This window comes from Paenibacillus sp. FSL H7-0716 (assembly GCF_038002705.1).
Lineage (GTDB): Bacteria > Bacillota > Bacilli > Paenibacillales > Paenibacillaceae > Paenibacillus_AQ > Paenibacillus_AQ odorifer.
The window spans coordinates 114,848-131,369 of sequence record NZ_JBBODA010000010.1 but is presented as its reverse complement, the minus strand read 5'-3'; the positions used below and the strand labels follow the sequence as shown (position 1 = coordinate 131,369).

Below are 16,522 nucleotides of genomic sequence, written 5' to 3'. Positions count from 1 at the left end.
GTTTTACTCATCGTTGACTTGCAGATCTATGATTTAATTGAACAAATAGGAATTAGGTTCTACAAAGATAGTATTACATAGGAGGGGCAGAATCGTATGACTGCATGTATACAAACCTCTAAGCAGGAGACCCTTCATGTCATGTGGAAAACCGTCTCAGAGGATTGTAATCTAGCCTGTGATTATTGCTATTACAGTACAGCCGGGGGACATCCTCAGCAACCGATCCGGGTGATGGATACGGAGCTTCTGGAGCGGTTTATCGCTCAGTACATGAAAAGATCATCAGGGATAGCGACTTTCTCTTGGCAGGGTGGGGAGCCATTATTGGCCGGACTTTCGTATTTTGAACAAGTGATTTCATTTCAAGCTAAGTACGCTCCGCCTCATACGATGATCAGTAATGCACTGCAGACCAATGGAACGCTTATCCATGAGAAATGGGCGAAATTTTTTAAACGGTATAACTTTTTGGTTGGGATTAGTCTGGATGGCCCAGAGCCTATTCATGATGCTCATCGTGTAACGGGTTCGGGGAAAGGCAGTTATAGTCTAGTTATGCGTGGGATTCGTCATTTACAGAATGAGGGTGTGGAGTATAGTATTCTAACGGTGATTCATGAAGATAACGTGACGAAACCAGAGGAGTTGATGGCATTTTATCTAGAACATACCTTTCCGAATATTCAGTTTATCCCCTGCATGGATTTTGTTTCTCAGAAAAGTGATGTAGCGGGACGTTTCCGAATTACACCTGAACAATACGGAGTCTTTTTATGCCGTACATTTGACCTTTGGTACAACGGTGGGTATCCAGAGCTTCCTATTCGTATTTTTGAGAATATGCTTCTTGTATTCATGCATCGTGAGGCAGAGTTATGCGTTCACAACTCATGTTGCCCGAAGATGATGGTGCTTGAAACGAACGGGGATGCCTACCCTTGCGATTTCTTTATTGATGAAGAGCATAGGCTGGGAAATATCGGCCAAACTGACCTGAAAGCGCTGCTAACCAGCCCAGTATATGATGATTTTTTGTTAATGAAGCCCAATATGAATGAATCATGCTATAAGTGTGAGTACCTTAGCTTTTGCAATGGGGGATGTCCGCGCAACCGGAATTGGCTTGATGTTAATGATCGGACTGAGGTTGATTATTTCTGCCATAGTTACAAAATGTTCTACTCACACGCCTATGAACGCATGTTATTACTGGCGAACCGACTTAGATCGGAGCGGATGCTGGAGTACAGGAAAAGTGCAAAACCACTTCCGGGTCGAAATGATCCATGTCTCTGCGGAAGCGGGAAGAAATTCAAAAATTGCTGTCAGGCATTATAGCTTTGACTAGATAAGGTTGTCCCAACAGTCATGCAAAGGATTGGGAACAACCTTTTTGTTATGCTATAGAACCATATGATTTCTCGCCATTATTGCCGCACCAGTCACCACAGCTTCTTCTTTTAATATACCTAGGGAGAAGTGAGGTTGGTATTCAGGATAACGGTAAGTGTTTCTCTGTGCCACCTCCACCGCTGTTTGGAAAAACAACTCGTGAGAGTGAATGAGCGCACCGCCTAGAATGATGGTCTCTGGATGAAACAGGTTGATAACGTTAGCGAGCCCGATCCCGAAATGGCTGGCAGCTTGGGTAAATAATTCACGCGCATGTGGATTACCGTCTCTAAAGGCTTGTACCAATACATCATAAGTCAGCTTCTCAGGCGCCACTTTATATCTTTGGAGGATCAGATCGTTGTCCATTTTCGCCTCCGAGCGTGCACTTTGTTCTATGGCCTGCACAGATACAAATGCTTCCAGAGCCCCGTAGTTCCCGTCATGATTTAATCGGGGTCCATCTGTCTGGATGATCATTTGACCGATTGCATCTTCCATATCCATTGTGCCATGAACAATACTTCCATGCGACATCATCGCATACCGGAGTCCTGCTCCAGCATGTACATAAAGCATATGCTGAATGTTTGCGTGACGGATAGACCATCGTTCCCCAAGCAATGCGGAATTGGCACCGTTGTCCAACCAAGCTTTGAACCCCGTCCGTTCCTCCACCAGTTTGCAAATCGGCAGATTGTTCCAGCCTGAAGAAGGGAAGTGCAGCGGTTTTAGGATCAAACCATGTTCCCGATCAAGTGGCCCCACAGCCCCTATTCCTATCCCGATGATTTGGCTGTCCACTAACTGATGGTCCCGAAGGAAAGCGCGTATTTGATTACTGATATGATCTATAAATCTTTCAGGTGTGAATGCCTGATCCATTCGCCAGTGAACAATTGATTTTGGGTTCATTTGCATATCAAATAAACCAAGAGAAGAATACACCCTGGAAATCTCTAACCCGATTATATAACCGTAGGAAGGATTGATCTGGTATAAAATAGGTCTTCTGCCTCCGCTAGATTCCCCAAATCCGCTTTCTATCAGCAAGCCTTCTTCCGTCATCTCATCCAATATCCGGGTCATTGTGCTTTTGGTAAGTGAAAATGTCTGTAGAAGATCCAACTTGGAAACAGTACCTTGTTCGGCGATTCGGTCGTATAGAAGTTTTTTTGGTGATGGAATGTGTGTCGAGCGCTTTTCCACGATATACCTCCAAGCTATATATAGGATGAACTTGTAAGATCGTTTTTTATATAGTTTGTATTTATTAACATGAATATAGTATAACTCATAAACCCTTGGTTGTATTTTACCGTTCAAAAAACTTAATTCCATTTTGGGAAAAAGTGATATAATGAAATTACGACAGATTATAAAAGGGTGGATTCCATGAGAACAACTATGAAAACAGATATGATACCGAATACAGATCTGAGGATAAGTCTACTTTTTCAGTTGTTTTGGGTATTTGTTCGAATTGGTCCTGTAACCTTCGGGGGAGGTTATGCGATGATCCCTATGATCGAACGGGAAATTTCCGCTAAACGAAAATGGCTGGGTGAAGAGGAGATGGATGAAATTCTATCTTTAGCTGGTGCTGCACCTGGGGGTGTAGGTGTAAATGCAGCGGCATTCATTGGTTATCGTCTTGCTGGTGTGAAGGGGGCGATTGCTGCAATCGCAGGGATAACGATTCCAACCTTTATCATTGTTTGTTTGCTTAGCGCCGTATACTCCCAACTGGCCGACCAGCCAAAAGTCATTGCCGCTATGAAAGGGATAAATGGTGCTGTTATTGCCTTGATCCTAGTAGCTGCATATCGAATGGCCAAGAACGCTATAATTGACAAGACTACCGCTGTTACGGCGTTAGTTATACCGGTTGTTTTACTGGTTTTTGGAATTAATCCCATTTACGTGATTGCAGTTGGTTTATGTATTGGGTTTGTATATCTGCAAATTAAACAGCTCTTAGGGCTCCAAGTTCGAACGGAGAAGGAGTCCTTGAAAGCTTCTGATGAAGAGTCGAATTATCCGGAGTATTACATCTAGGGGGAAGCGATGTGATTTGGAGTTTATTTTTCACTTTTATAAAAATAGGTCTTCTGTCTTTTGGAGGAGGGTACGCCATCATTCCGATGATTCAGCATGAAGCCATGGCTGGGGGTTGGTTATCCGAAGGGGAATTTCAAGAGGTAGTTTCCATCGCAGGGATGTCACCTGGTCCTGTTGCGACGAACAGTGCAACCTTAATCGGATATCGTATAGCCGGAATGGAAGGAGCGATTGTGTCAACATTAGGCATGGTTCTGCCCTCGTTTTTAATCATCATTGTTATTTCTGTCTTCTTTTATCGGGTGAGGGATAGTCAATGGATTAAAACGTTATTTTATGGTTTGCGGCCAGTGATTACAGGCTTGATTGCCTATGCTGCGATTCGTTTTGGCTTAAATAGCGTGGAACATACTTATATTACTTGGCAGACCCTTGGCATGTTGATCATTGTATTCGCTGCACTTTATGGTTTAATGAAATATAAGCTGCATCCGCTCACCATCATCGTTGCCTCTGGCATTCTTGGGGTAGCTTTTTTTTAGACAGAGCCGGGACGATCCCAGATTGGAGGTAAATCATGTCAGAGAATATACGGGCATGTTGTTCAGCTAGTCGAAATCAAGTCGCGAAACAAGAATCTATTGATGTTTGTAAGGAGAACACAACGGTTCAAGGAGTAACAGGGGGGAAAGGTTTCTCGGATATGATCCTTATCCCTGGAGGCACTTTTCTTATGGGGACGGATGATAAGGAAGGGTTCCCCGCAGATGGAGAAGGGCCGACTAGGAAGGTTACCTTATCTTCCTTTTTGATGGATGCAACGGCGGTTACGAACAAGCAGTTTGCTGCTTTTATCAAGGAAACAAACTATGTTACAGATGCGGAACGTTTTGGATGGTCATACGTGTTTCATTCTTTTGTTTCCATGGAGACAGGGAAAAAGGTGACCCAAGTAGCCACTCAAACCCCCTGGTGGTGGGTGGTGGAGGGAGCGGATTGGTGTCATCCTGAAGGTCCGGATTCCAAAGTAGATGAACGACTTGAACATCCGGCTATTCACCTATCATGGCATGATGCGGATGCATATTGTCGCTGGGCTGGTAAACGTCTGCCTACGGAAGCGGAGTGGGAGTATGCCGCACGAGGAGGACTGGTTCAGAAACGGTATCCTTGGGGGGACGAATTAAAACCAGGCGGAGAGCATCGCTGCAATATTTGGCAGGGAAAGTTTCCCGATAAAAATCATGCCAGCGATGGTTTTGCAGGTACCGCACCTGTAAGGTCCTATCAGCCTAACGGCTATGGTCTTTATAATATGTCAGGGAACGTGTGGGAATGGTGCGCGGATTGGTTTACTAAGGACTATCATTTATCTTCCGAATCCGTGAATCCGAAAGGTCCAGTAAGTGGTGTCGCAAGATCGATGCGCGGAGGATCGTATTTATGCCATAAATCTTACTGCAACCGTTATCGGGTGGCGGCTAGAAGCAAAAATACTCCAGACAGCTCTGCCGGAAATATTGGCTTTCGATGTGCGGCTGATTATACAGGTTAGAGCACTTTTACGACTACTACATAAGAAGGAGGAACTTCCTTGTCCTCTATCATCCATAGTCAGTTTGACATCAGCGTGCTGGACGTCCTAAAGATTCAATATCAGAAGCGGATCCTGTTCGATTATGTCCAGTCTTGTTATACCGTCTCTTATATCCAAAAAGGTGAGGTATTGACGACATCTTCGGAAGGAGAATATGTTGCTTCTGCCGGAGATGTGATGATTCACCGTCCTAACGAGCCTTTTAATGTGATCTCCAAAACGGATGGTATACATTATCTGTTTAATATTAACGCTAAAGTTAAAGACGGGGATGACTTCTTTAAGTTATTCCCTTTAGGCAAGGTGATTCGGGTCCGGGATCGAAGCGAATATGAGCGAAGGTTTGACGAGTTGCGAAGCTTGTGGTTGCAGGAGGAAGATGATTTCAGGAATGTTCAGGTCGGTTCATTGGCATTTTTTCTTCTTTATGAAATTATGGAGAGTACCAAGCTTGGCGGGCGCCGCTCTTCACGAGATCCCTTTATCACGGACCGCTTTAACGAAGCGTTGCAATATATGGAGGAGAGGCTTGATCAGGAGATTAGTAGAGAGGAGCTTTCCAAGCTCTATCATATGAATCCTGTTTATTTTAGCCGGGCATTTCAGAAAATATATAAACTGACACCCATGCAAATGCTGCGGAAATTGCGGCTGCAGCAAGCAAAACAAATGCTGGAATATACGGATTATACAATTGAGCATATCTCCCAGAGATGTGGTTATTATGATGCTTCACACTTCAGCAGGGTATTTCGTGGCGAATACGGCAAGGGGCCGGCAGAGTACCGGAAAAGTATCGAATTTACAAAAACAAACATCGCTACTCCATAGCGGAGCTTTCCATATTCATTTACTCTTATAAGCATGAGCAGATCATTCTAAGCTGCCCGAATCGAGCGTAACCATTTCGATGAATAGGAAAGGCAGGGAATAACTCATGAGAATCTTGTATTTGGATTTGGATTCGCTTCGCCCGGACCATCTGGGATGTTATGGCTATCATAGGAATACCTCCCCGAATATCGATTCAATCGCTAAAGAAGGTGTCACCTTTACCAACTACTATTGTTCAGATGCTCCTTGCCTGCCATCTCGTTCTGCTTTAATGTCGGGGCGATTTGGCATTCATAATGGGATTGTAGGGCATGGCGGAACCGCTGCTGATATGCGTAGAGAAGGAGCTAAACGTGAATTCAATGACCGTCTGGGGATGGAGAGCCTTCCGGCTATATTAAGGCAAGCGGCGATGAAAACCGCATCGATCAGCACCTTCTCCGAACGACACTCGGCTTGGACCTTTAACGCCGGGTTCCAAGAAGTGTTTAATGTTGGTGGCAGAGGGCATGAGACGGCAGAGCAGGTGCTTCCAGTGGCACTTAAATGGCTTGAGGATAATGGGGAGTCCGAAAATTGGTTTCTGCACCTGAATTTCTGGGATCCGCATACGCCTTATCGTACACCTGAGAGCTACGGTAATCCGTTCAAGAAGGAGCCTTTACCCGATTGGATCACGGAAGACGTGTTTGAGCTTCACCGAAATAAGAAGGGGCAGCATAGTATTGAAGATATGAATATGCTCGCGAAATCGCACTATCAGCAGCATTTCAGGCATCAGCAGGAGATAGAGAACCGTGATGACCTGCGTGTAATCTTTGACAACTATGATGCTGGAGTTAAGTATCTGGACGAGCATCTCGGGAAAGTTTTTTCTAAGCTAAGAGAACTTGGCGTGATGGAAGATACGGCTATCTTGATCTCTGCGGATCATGGAGAGAGTCTGGGTGAACTAGGAATTTACTCCGAACATGGCACAGCAGACGAGGCGACTTGCCGTATTCCGATGATTGTTCGCTGGCCAGGGGGCAAGAAGGGAATCGTGGAGGAGGCGCTACATTATCACCTTGATCTAGGACCAACCTTAGCAAGCCTTTTGAATTTGAAAGGGGCTGCTTCTTGGGATGGTGAAAGTTATGCAGGAGCCATTCTGGAGGGGGATTTGGGAGGGCGTGAGTATCTCGTAATCTCACAATGCGCGCATGTGTGTCAACGCAGCGTCCGGTTTGCGGATTGGTTATATATACGAACCTATCATGACGGACACCATGGATTCCCGCTAGAAATGCTGTTTGATTTGAAGCACGATCCTTATGAACAACATAATCTCGCCGAAGTGCGTAAAGACGTTTGTATGAAGGCTGTCTATTTGTTGAATGAATGGCATGATAATATGATGAGCTCCATGGATTGTGATATCGATCCATTATGGACGGTACTTATGGAAGGTGGACCCTACCATGCGAAAGAGTATCTGAGCTCATCCTTATAGAATGCTTAATAATATCCTAGAAAATGCGGCGAATGAAAGACATATGAAAGGGAGGTTGCCCTGAATGGGCAACCTCCCTATTTATGTTCTCGCTTTTTGTGGATCTATTAAAGATCCGGGAAGCCTCAAAACGGTCTTCGTCCCTCTACCCTCCTTACTGTACAGCAGAACACCGCAAGGATCCCCATATTTAAGATTTAGACGATTATTGACGTTTAGGAGACCGATATGATCGCCTGATTCTATATTCTTACCAGCCAGCAACTCCGTTAGTTGTTCCAGTCTTGTTGGATCGATGCCTACACCATTATCTTCTACCACGATTTCAAGCAGCCCTGCTTCGTTTTTCTCTACGGAGATCAGCAAAATTCCTTGTCCTTGTGCCTCAAGCCCATGACCAAGCGCATTTTCAACAATAGGTTGAAGGATCATTTTAGGCACGGGAATGTGTAACCATTCCTGTGGACACAACAACTTGTAAGTAAATTTGTCGGGGAAACGGCCTTGGTAAATCCTCACACAAGATTCCGCGATTTTCAGCTCTTCCCCAAGAGTTACCTCCTCTTTGCCTTTGATGCTGTACTTGAGCATTGTGCTTAAGGCGGTAGTCATCTCGAAGATATCCCGATTTCCTTTTACGATAGCAACGCCCTTGATTGTATCTAAAGTATTGCTTAAGAAATGCGGATTAATTTGACTTTGTAAATACGAATATTCCGCCCGCTGCTTTTCCAGATCGGTCAGATAAAGTTGAGTTGAAGCATCGATTAATTGGTCTGTCAAATCGTGGATCCGTGTGGTCATATCGTTGAACTGTCGGGAGATGATTTCAATCTCAGCATAGCCCTTTAAATCGACCTTGTTGTTCAATATCCCCAGACTTCCGCCCTTTAATTGATTCATATAGCGCATAAGTCTAGACAACGGCCTTAAGAGATTCATCATAAGCACAGAATAAGGAATAGAGACGACCAGCAAGATTAAGGCTAGAAGAGCATAGCTGACCTTCTTCAATTTCTCCAGTTCTTTCATTAAATTATGGACAGGAACAGCGGTTATGATTTTTCCAGAGATCTCCGGTAAGCTAAAGGACTGAATGGCATATTTCTGTCCATGAACTGTCTTGACGATGGACTCTCCATCCCTTCCAATTGCCCGAGTTTGAAACTGCTGGAGCATATCCTCCGGCTCATTGCTATTAGAGTAGATCATGCCTTTATCATCCATCATAAAAAAACTGGTTCCGACCAATCGGGGATACTCAGAAATTTCAGTTTGAATGGCCTTCATATCTACAATAACTGCGAGATAGCCAATTTTTTCACCATATAGGGACGTGTCACCTGAAGCGAAGATGTTCATTCCGAAAAGCAGTTTTCTCTTGTCGATGACTTTGTCTGGAGGACTGTATCCGCGATAATGAACGATTCCATCCTCCTCAGCTGTTTTCATAAGATCGATAGCATATTTTGTTCTTCCTGCTAAGGAAATACGTGTGTTTGAGCTACCGATAACAATAATATCTAAGATGTCTGTGTTCATATTTCGGGCGATGCTCAACAATCCTTCAACTTTTTGGGATAGATCGTAGACTCGAAGCTTATCCTTCTCGACTAGGAACTTTTGAACGGTCGAATCGTAACCCACATTCATCATCATAGAAGAAACGTTGGCATAGTTGTCAGAAATCCGTTGCTTGAGGAGGGAGACCAGCTCCGTATTGTATTGCGTATTTTGATTAATGATAGTCTCGCTTGATAGTTGGTAGACTCGTGAAACGATGATTGGGATAATGGCAACAATAAATAACCCGAATAGCAAAACCTGAGTACGGATGGATAGTCTCTTAAATGTTTTCATTGTTTTGTTCCCTATATTGTGTAGGTGTCATTTTGAGATGCCGCTTAAAAATTCGTGTGAAATAGAAATAATCCTGAAAACCGCATTTCTCACCGATTTGGTAAATGGAAAGGTTGGTTTCGATCAGCATTTTACAAGCGTATTCAATTCGTAAACGACTGATATGTTCGATGATGGTCTCGCCGACCTCTTTTTTGAATAATTGGCATAAATAATTTGGGCTTAAAAAAAACTGATTGGCTAAATGCTGGATCGAAATTTCTTGATTGAAATGGTTGCGGATGTATAACATAATTTCTTTGACTTTGTGGTTTGAGATTCGTGAAATATCAGATTCGTTTCTGTTCATAAAAATATCAAGTGTCATAAGAATCAGATCATCGATCATAGCTTCAGCCGTACCGTACCGATAATAGAGCTGTTCATAGCCTTCAAAAAAACGGCCGCTAACCCGAGTCCCTTCCCGAGGAAATAAGTAGAGGATCGATGTATAGAGCAAATAAGCTTCTTTAATGGTGAACGTTCCCTCTTTGAATAATTTCTTTATCGATTCCATGGCTGCTATGAAACCGAGCCGGTCTTTATTATGAAGAATCCGGGAAATCTCTTTGAGCTTCTCGTCGACCGGTATCTCCTGTTGTGAATTTACCCGGTAACATCCGGGCATCCCCGTTGTGAACATATTGAAAGCAGCTTGAGAGGCGGACTCTAAAGACGCATCCAATTGGTGTATATCCGAAATAGGAGGCCCGATCCCGACCCCGCACTCTTGTACAACTTCTGTTTGTTCAATGCCCTGGAGGAAGACTTCGTATTGGCACTCTTCTAATAAGTAACCATACCGACGGCGGCTCATTGGGAAGACCAGGGAAGAGAACTGCCCGGCATTTACAGGTGAACTTAACCCTTGGATAACAATGGGGATATGAGGGGTATCTTTCGACAAGGGTATTTTCTTCTCATCCAACCATAAGCTAATTCGTTCAAGATCTCCGGAACAAACCGCTTCATAAAGTTCGAAGTCGTGGATAGGTTGTTCTTTAACTGTCTTGGAATCGTGTTGCTGGGCTATTCGGTTGAGCATTCCTTCAATTTCTTCGATTTCAAAGGGTTTGAGACAATATCCGAAAGTACCATAATTCATTGCTTTTTGTGCATAAGCGAACTCGGCATGTCCGCTGAGTACGATAAAGATCGTATCAGGCGCGATGGCCTTGCCACGTTGAATGAGCTCTAGTCCATTCATAACAGGCATCTTGATATCTGTTAGAACAAGGGTGGGGCGAAGCGATTGAATTAATTGAAGGGCTTCTTGCCCGTTTTCGGCATCGTCGATCACTTCAAAGCCGTATTTCTTCCAATTCACTCCTGCTTTAATTCCTTCTACAATCCACTTCTCATCATCTGCAATAATCACTGAACGCATAAGTGAATCCCCCTCTCTTTATAGAGCTCTTAGATTTATCCTAGCGATTGTGGACCAAGGGGGGTATGGACGATTTTACGCTCACTATGTCCGATATTACGTGCCACGGGAAGGTCACCCGCCAAGGTGTGAAAAATCCACATGATCGGAGTTGTATTCTCTATACAAGAGAATTTACACTCCCGATATAATTTACCATATAAATCGCTTACAAGTATAAATAATCTCATACAGAAAGGTGGGGAGAAGATTGGCTGATTCTGTAACCGCTCGTACGCCTAAACGAAGCTTAAAAACTCGTGCTCCAAAGCAAAGTTTAGGGAAAACGATTTTACAGTACAAGTATTTTTACCTTATGGTTCTACCGGTGTTAATCTGGTACGCCCTCTTCAGCTATGCTCCCATGTACGGTGTAACGCTAGCGTTCAAAACATTTAATTACAGTGAGGGGATTCTGGGCAGTCCTTGGGTTGGCTTGGAGAATTTTCAAACGCTGCTGACCGACCCCGATTTTCGCAAGGCGTTTTGGAATACGGTCATTATCAGCTTGATGAAGCTGGTCACTCATTTCCCGATGCCCATTATCCTGGCGATTGTTTTATATGAGTTTTCCAGAACAAAAATGAAGCGTTTTTTTCAGACGATCCTGACGTTCCCGCATTTTATATCGTGGGTTGTACTGTCGGGGATTATTATCAATATTTTAAGCAAGGACGGGATTTATAACCAGATCATCATGCTGTTTGGTGGAGATCCGAATTCTCCTCTTGTCGATGAAAGTGCATTCAGACCCGTTCTGTATATCACGCATGTGTGGCGAGAGATCGGTTGGGATTCAATCATTTACCTGGCGGCTCTGGCAGGGATCAATCCTGAGCTGTTTGAAGCGGCTGAAGTGGACGGAGCGAACCGGTTTCGCCGTTTGCTAAACATCGCATGGCCAGGTTTGAAGAGTACAGTCGCAGTCCTGCTAATCCTTCAAGTTGGACAACTACTAACCCAAGGTTCGAGCTTCGAGCAAATTTTCAACCTGTATAGTTCGCCGGTATATTCGGTTGCCGACACGATCGATACTTACATTTATCGGACTTCCTTCACGATTGGAGGAGACTTTGGATATATGACCGCCGTGGGTGTCGTCAAGTCCATTATCAGCCTAATCCTTTTATGGGCGGCCAATACGTTCGCTAAGAAGATGGGCGAGGAAGGACTGTATTAATCTGCAGGAAAAGGGGAGAAGCAAGTGACCGACACAACGGTTAAAAAGAGAAAAAAGTGGAGTGTTTTCGATATCGTCGCATTCGTGGTGCTGGGGCTCCTAGCAATAGTAACATTTTTTCCCTTCTATAATGTTCTTATTATCTCTGTGGCAAAGTTCGAAGCGATTAGTAAAAGCGACTTTTATATTTTTCCGCTTTCGTTTGACCTGTCCGCTTACAAGCTTTTGCTTCAGGATATGAAGTTTTGGACTTCCATCTTTAATTCTGTCATCGTAACTGTGGTTGGCGTGTTGTTCAGCATGACAATCTCTGTGGCGGGAGCTTACGCATTATCCAAGCGGGGTATGCCCGGCAGAAACATAATGCTTAGCTTGATCTTGTTCACTATGTTTTTCAATGGCGGTTTAATTCCTTTTTACTTAGTCGTTAAGGATCTAGGATTCGTAAACAATATACTCGTCATGATCATCCCCGCGGGTCTCAATACGTTTTATCTAATCATTATGAAAAACTATTTCAACACCATTCCAGAAAGCTTGGAAGAATCGGCTAAGCTGGACGGGGCGAATGATCTGTACATTCTTTTCAAAATCATTATTCCAATCTCTGCTCCATTCATGGCGACTTTTGCTTTGTTCTATGCTGTGGAAAGATGGAATGAATGGTGGTATGCGCTGATTTTTATCAGTGACGCTGCAAAAGCACCCCTTCAGATTTATCTACGGGAGACACTTATTACTTCGAATTCCTTGATAAGCCAAATGGCACAAACGATGGCCGAGCAGGAGCAGACGGGAAAGGTCTACACACCTGCACTTCAAATGGCAGCGATTGTAGTTTCGAGTATTCCGATTATTGTTGTTTATCCGTTCCTGCAGAAGCATTTTAATAAAGGCATTATGGTGGGTTCAATAAAAGGATAAGAAAGATTTTAAATAGATTGATTCTATCCTAAAATAGTATAAAGGGAGGTTTCAAGCATGCATAGAAAGAAAATAATGACATTGGCATTATGTATAACTTTGTTGGCTTCAGTACTCACGGCTTGCGGTGGAGGCAATAACGGCAAAGGGCAGGCTGGTTCAAACGGTGAAACAACTCCGAATTCTACTAACTCCACGGATAATCCTTACAAGGATCCAATGACTATTTCTCTTGGGTTTTGGGATGCGGATGCCGAGATTGCTAACATCGAAAAGGACCCGATCGCTAAACAAGTATTGGAGAAATTCAATATCACACTAAAACCTGTCAATTTGTCCTGGGATGACTATACCCAGAAGATTCAAATGTGGGCCGCCTCCGGCCAATTGCCAGACATTTTCGCGATCGACGCCGTCGGTACGCAATATCAGCGCAAATGGGTGAATCAAGGCGTTGTTAAAGCGCTCCCGGATCTTTCAAAGTATCCAAATCTTGCAAAATACTTCGAATCGCCAGATATTAAAGGACTAGGAGTAGATGGAAAGTATTATACTGTACCTCGCCGGATGTTCCCGAGTGTCGATTGGAGCGCACTGGACCGTATGGTTTTCTATCGTTGGGATCTTGCTCAAAAGGCTGGGATCACCAAAGAACCAGAGACATGGCAAGAGTTTGAAGCCATGCTTGATGCAATCGTAAAGTCGGATCCGGAAGGCAAGCATGTTACTGGTCTTACGACGACAACTACCAAGATGCTGGGCGGATTCTTCTGGCTGTATGGCAACCCGGTTGCTACTAGTGATGGAAGCGGCAGTGATTTTAAATGGATCAAAGAGGATGGGAAATTTATCCCTGCTGTATTCTCTAAAAATGCGCTGCCAGCGCTGCAAAACATGAAGAATATGTACGAAAAAGGATTGATCGATCCAGACATCGCGCTTGTTAAACCAGCAGAGTCCTATGACAATTTCGTAGCAGGCAAAGCAGCTGCTCTCCTGAGCGGTGGAGGTTTCATAAATTTAAATAGCGATATGTATGAAAAACGCTGGAAAACAGCTTATCCGGATAAGGATATGACGGAGAGCGTGAAGGCGCTCAAGCCGCTTATCGGTCCTGATGGTGAACGTTCACATGCTATCTTTAAAACGTACTGGTCAGAAAGCTATTTCAGCAATAAGATTGACGATAAAAAGATGGATCGCATCATGGCACTCTATGATTATGTGTTGTCTCCTGAAGGCAAGGATCTGTTGACTTATGGCATCGAAGGTGTAGATTATAAGCTCGAAAATGGGCAGAAGGTTGTCATTGAAAAGGGTTCATTAAATGAGAAGTATCCAGCTAGCAGATTTCTGAAGAATTTGGTAGCTTATGAAACTTCAGATAGCTATAACATGGATAACCCGACGATTGCTAACGAAGGAATCCGCAAAGAAGCTGTCGATTACATCGACTGGATTCAGAACAATACAAAGGTGCCAGAATACGACATTCGGTTAACTTATATGTCCACCCCAACAAAGGATAAATTTACTGTGCTTGACCATGATGATTTGCTTAAGATCATGCTTTCCAAAGAACCCGTTGAGAGTTACTGGAATAGCATTGTGAACGATTATAAGGCTAAAGGCCTTGATAAAATGATAGAGGAAGTAAATGAGAAGGCCAAGGAACAAGGTATTGAATAATGGATGGATAGAGAAGATCCGGGCGGAAGTAGCCCGGATCTTCCGTTTAATTATTTGAAGTATGGTTTAGACTGTGCGGCGCTACTGACCGCATACTTATAAGATTGGGAGGGTAAAGTTTATGAAACTTAGCATTCACTTGACGGGATTAACCGAGAAACAGTTAGCAGCAGTTTCAGAAGTAGCGGGAATATTGAGTATACGAATGGAACGCTCAGGGATACCAGTGAATTGTATTAAGCAAGGGAAGGGCTTTCGAATATCTTACGATGAGGCTCAGGTCACCATTGCGTATGGACAGGAACATCAGTTGATCCGGGCACTCAGCCGATTTCTTGAGAACGTACGCCGTGGAGAACGAGTTGAAATTAATGAACGGCCGGTTTATGAACAGTTAGGCTTCATGGTAGACTGTTCGCGAAATGCTGTTCTTAACTATCAAGGATATAAGGAATTGATCCGGCGTTTAGCGCTTATGGGATATTCAACGGTTCAGTTGTATACGGAAGACACCTATGAACTGGAGGGATACCCTTATTTCGGCTATTTGCGAGGCCGATATACTGGAGATCAAATTCGGGAGCTGGATCAGTATGCCGCGTTATATGGCATAGAACTGGTTCCTTGTATTCAGACCCTGGCCCATCTCGGCCAAGCATTGAAATGGCAGGCACATGCACCGCTTGTGGATTTCCAGGATATTCTCCTTATTGATGATCCCAGAACTTATGAGTTAATTGATCGAATGTTTGCTTTTATGTCGGCTCATGTAAGCAGTCGCCGCATAAATATCGGGATGGACGAAGCTCATATGATGGGACTTGGTAAATACCTGGATAAGCATGGGTATCAGGATCGATCCTCATTAATGTTAAAACACTTTAGCGCTGTTATGGAGATCGCCAGAAAATATGGTTTCCAGACGATGATGTGGAGCGACATGTTTTTCCGTCTGGCCAGTTCCGGAGAATACTACGATGCTGAAAGTCCAATTAGCCCTGATATTGTAAAGCTGATTCCTGAAGATGTTACCTTGATCTACTGGGATTATTATTCGGAAACGCAGGAGAAATACGACGGGATGTTAAGTAAACATAAGCAGCTGAATGATCATATTGGATTTGCAGGTGGTGCTTGGAAATGGATGGGCTTCACTCCAAACAATGAATTCAGTCGCCATGTCAGTCTGCTGGCTCATGATAGCTGTGTTAAGCATGGAATTCAAGAAGTGTTGATTACCGCATGGGGAGATAATGGCGCTGAAGCTTCCGTTTTCTCGGTTCTTCCTACCCTTCAACTTTGGGCGGAGCTCTGCTACACGGGATGTTTCGTGGAGAACCATGTCAAAGAAAGATTCTGGAGCTGTGTGCAAGGCAATTATGATGACTTTATGGCACTTGATGCGGCCAACCTGGTTCCGGGTAATTCGGCACCGGGGGGATGTTCTATCAATCCGGCTAAATACTTGCTTTATCAAGATATTTTGTGTGGTTTGTTTGATCGACATGTTATTCCTAGCGCATATTCGAAGCATTATCAGCAAAGTGCACAAAAGCTCGAACAGGCGATCACACGCAATTCGCCTTGGCAATCCTTATTCTCTGTACAAGCCAGCTTGTGTCGCTTGCTCGAAATAAAGAGCGAAATCGGAATTTCTATACGCGGCGCTTATCATCGAGGGAATGTTGAGGAATTGGCTCACTTTGCCAAGGTGACTTTGCCACAATTATCTGATTTGGCCCGACAATTCATGGACGACTATCGAGTGCAATGGGAGCTGGAAAATAAGGTATTTGGTCTTGATGTCTTTGATCTTCGTATGGGAGGAATGCTTGAGAGAATCAGAACGGCGATTCATCGAATCAATCGTTATGTCGAAGGGAACGTGGACCAGATTGCTGAATTAGAAGAGGAGCTTCTGACGTTCGACGGTTTTGTTGACGAGGGTGACCCCAGGGCGATAAGTGCGAATTTATGGCACACGATTGCAACACCATCCGTGATCGCTGGGGTTTAAGAAGGGGG

General features: G+C 44.0%; 14 protein-coding genes. 10 read left to right on the top strand and 4 right to left on the bottom strand.

Going from position 1 to position 16,522, the window contains the following annotated elements:
* Nucleotides 1-96: 96 nt before the first annotated feature.
* Nucleotides 97-1,341 carry an anaerobic sulfatase maturase gene (locus MHH60_RS15435; RefSeq protein WP_038571746.1) on the top strand — a complete coding sequence of 415 codons (1,245 nt, stop codon included), beginning with the start codon at nt 97-99 and terminating at the stop codon, nt 1,339-1,341.
* 63 nt (nt 1,342-1,404) lie between these two features.
* On the opposite strand, the gene MHH60_RS15430 is transcribed toward MHH60_RS15435, so the two are convergent.
* Nucleotides 1,405-2,604 carry an ROK family protein gene (locus MHH60_RS15430; protein ID WP_076133868.1) on the bottom strand — a complete coding sequence of 400 codons (1,200 nt, stop codon included), beginning with the start codon at nt 2,602-2,604 and terminating at the stop codon, nt 1,405-1,407.
* A 186-nt stretch (nt 2,605-2,790) separates the two neighbouring features.
* Between MHH60_RS15430 and MHH60_RS15425 the strand changes: the two genes are divergently transcribed.
* The 5 genes from MHH60_RS15425 to MHH60_RS15405 all read left to right on the top strand — a co-directional run bounded on the left by MHH60_RS15425 (nt 2,791) and on the right by MHH60_RS15405 (nt 7,379).
* Nucleotides 2,791-3,453 carry a chromate transporter gene (locus MHH60_RS15425; protein WP_232061390.1) on the top strand — a complete coding sequence of 221 codons (663 nt, stop codon included), beginning with the start codon at nt 2,791-2,793 and terminating at the stop codon, nt 3,451-3,453.
* A gap of 11 nt (nt 3,454-3,464) precedes the next feature.
* Nucleotides 3,465-3,998, top strand: coding sequence for a chromate transporter (locus tag MHH60_RS15420; RefSeq protein WP_076133867.1), 534 nt, complete (start codon nt 3,465-3,467; stop codon nt 3,996-3,998).
* Between the two features lie 35 nt (nt 3,999-4,033).
* Nucleotides 4,034-5,011 (top strand): formylglycine-generating enzyme family protein, encoded by a 978-nt coding sequence (locus MHH60_RS15415; protein WP_081388870.1) that lies wholly within the window; start codon nt 4,034-4,036, stop codon nt 5,009-5,011.
* Between the two features lie 39 nt (nt 5,012-5,050).
* On the top strand, nt 5,051-5,884 hold the full coding sequence (locus MHH60_RS15410; RefSeq protein WP_076133866.1) for a helix-turn-helix domain-containing protein: 834 nt from the start codon (nt 5,051-5,053) through the stop codon (nt 5,882-5,884).
* A gap of 106 nt (nt 5,885-5,990) precedes the next feature.
* A complete protein-coding gene (locus MHH60_RS15405) occupies nt 5,991-7,379 on the top strand; it encodes a sulfatase (protein ID WP_076133865.1) in 1,389 nt (462 codons plus the stop codon).
* A gap of 81 nt (nt 7,380-7,460) precedes the next feature.
* On the opposite strand, the gene MHH60_RS15400 is transcribed toward MHH60_RS15405, so the two are convergent.
* From MHH60_RS15400 to MHH60_RS15390, 3 genes are read right to left on the bottom strand one after another with little or no spacing between them, the layout of a single operon-like run.
* The gene (locus MHH60_RS15400; protein ID WP_076133864.1) at nt 7,461-9,239 is read right to left on the bottom strand and encodes a cache domain-containing sensor histidine kinase; all 1,779 of its coding nucleotides are present in this window, start codon (nt 9,237-9,239) and stop codon (nt 7,461-7,463) included.
* Complete coding sequence (locus MHH60_RS15395) at nt 9,226-10,665, bottom strand: response regulator (RefSeq protein ID WP_076133863.1); 1,440 nt, start codon at nt 10,663-10,665, stop codon at nt 9,226-9,228. Before MHH60_RS15395 ends, MHH60_RS15400 begins: the two co-directional genes overlap by 14 nt.
* Nucleotides 10,666-10,700: 35 nt before the next feature.
* Complete coding sequence (locus tag MHH60_RS15390) at nt 10,701-10,895, bottom strand: hypothetical protein (protein ID WP_179088866.1); 195 nt, start codon at nt 10,893-10,895, stop codon at nt 10,701-10,703.
* A gap of 20 nt (nt 10,896-10,915) precedes the next feature.
* Between MHH60_RS15390 and MHH60_RS15385 the strand changes: the two genes are divergently transcribed.
* The 4 genes from MHH60_RS15385 (at nt 10,916) to MHH60_RS15370 (ending at nt 16,514) form a co-directional block, all read left to right on the top strand.
* Nucleotides 10,916-11,884 carry an ABC transporter permease gene (locus tag MHH60_RS15385; RefSeq protein ID WP_076129727.1) on the top strand — a complete coding sequence of 323 codons (969 nt, stop codon included), beginning with the start codon at nt 10,916-10,918 and terminating at the stop codon, nt 11,882-11,884.
* A gap of 24 nt (nt 11,885-11,908) precedes the next feature.
* A complete protein-coding gene (locus MHH60_RS15380) occupies nt 11,909-12,808 on the top strand; it encodes a carbohydrate ABC transporter permease (protein WP_076133862.1) in 900 nt (299 codons plus the stop codon).
* 57 nt (nt 12,809-12,865) lie between these two features.
* The gene (locus tag MHH60_RS15375; protein WP_076133861.1) at nt 12,866-14,497 is read left to right on the top strand and encodes an extracellular solute-binding protein; all 1,632 of its coding nucleotides are present in this window, start codon (nt 12,866-12,868) and stop codon (nt 14,495-14,497) included.
* A gap of 121 nt (nt 14,498-14,618) precedes the next feature.
* Nucleotides 14,619-16,514 (top strand): family 20 glycosylhydrolase, encoded by a 1,896-nt coding sequence (locus MHH60_RS15370; protein ID WP_076133860.1) that lies wholly within the window; start codon nt 14,619-14,621, stop codon nt 16,512-16,514.
* Nucleotides 16,515-16,522 lie beyond the last annotated feature (8 nt).